General features: G+C 59.5%; 1 pseudogene. It reads right to left on the minus strand.

The window, feature by feature from the left end:
* Positions 1–12: 12 nt before the first annotated feature.
* A pseudogene (locus BN1129_RS14615) lies at positions 13–1340 on the minus strand (IS4 family transposase).
* Positions 1341–1423 lie beyond the last annotated feature (83 nt).

Raw genomic sequence — 1423 nt, forward strand, 5'->3', positions numbered from 1 at the left:
AATGCCAGTCAGTTAAGCCTGACTGGCATTGTTTTTATTGGTTTTTTTACTCCATACTTCTGTGGCCTTGGCTTCACGCAGCGGGGATAACTTCGCTCCCTTCGGGCCGGCAATACAAACTGCCCCGCCTGTTTCTCCAGCTCCGCAACGCGTCCCGGGATATTCCCCGGCGATACATACGGCATGCAGCTCAGCTCATGGATGAGATAGACCGATGCCATGTGAAAACTCAGCTGGCTCGCCGTGTATCCCTTCAGGCTCGCCGCCATCTTCACCATCTGGCTGCGCAGCAGGTTGTACGCCAGCAACACACCCCATAGCTCTTGCCGTATCCCCGCCGCCTTCTTGCTGCGCAGGGTCAGCCGGTGCTGTTGCAGGCTGTGCTTCATCTCCCGATAGCCCAGCTCGATTTCCCAGCGATGGCCGTAGAGCTCGACGATGTCGGCACCCGGGAAACGCATCGGGTCGACCATCGAGGTCAGCACCTGCCGCTCTTTACCGTTGATAGTGCGAGTCAGCAAGCGGGCTTCTAGCGTGTCAGGCAGTTGCGGCCACTTCTTCCTCGCCTGTGGACTGGGTTTGAGACGCACCAGGGCATCCTGACGCCCCAGCTTGCACACCACCTCGTATTGCGTGCCCTTTTTGAGTGGCAGCAACCAGTGCCGTTCGCTGCCAGTGGTCTGCCAGGCATGGAGCAAGCCGAGGGAGTAAAACCCCTTGTCGAACAGGGTCAGCGAGTGGTCCGGCGTGCGCGCGACCAGCTGCTCGGCCAACACCATCTCGTTGACGGCGCAGCTCTCCATGACGGCCTGAACAAGCAGGTGACTGGTGAGCTCCATCTGGCAGAGCATGCGTACCTGCGGATAGGCGGTCTCCCCATGCTGGGTACCGGGCTTGGCAAACTCGGCGGCATTGTCCGGGGTATCAGGCGTGCGCCACATCACGCCATCGACGGCGAGCAGTTGCAGCCCGGCCCAGCCGGGGTGATTGGCCTGCTGGTGCCAAAGGGAGGCGGTCTCGTGAAACAGCCGCTCAATGCTCTTGTGGCCAAGCTTTTGGCGAGCTTGCAGGAAGGCGCTGGGGGCGACAAAGGGTCGCTCACCGGGCAGCAGGATATCGAGCTGATTGACCAGCTGAGTCATGGGGACGTTGCGGAAGATGGCCATGCCGATGATGGCCCAGACCAGTCGCTCCATGGGCATACGGCGACGGCGCAGGGTAGCAACGCCCTCTTCGCCGAGCAGCGTGGTGATGAGCTCGTTGGGAATGAGGTCGGAGAGTGACTCAAACTGAGCGGCCTTGCTGGCGTGTAGGAAGTCGAGAGCTTGAGCGATACGCATAAAAAATCCGAAACCAATCAACAGGTTTCGGATTTTCACACATCAGAAGGATCGGTCAATGGATCCTTAACTGATCGGCATTA

Source organism: Aeromonas popoffii (assembly GCF_000820025.1).
Taxonomy (GTDB): Bacteria; Pseudomonadota; Gammaproteobacteria; order Enterobacterales; family Aeromonadaceae; genus Aeromonas; species Aeromonas popoffii.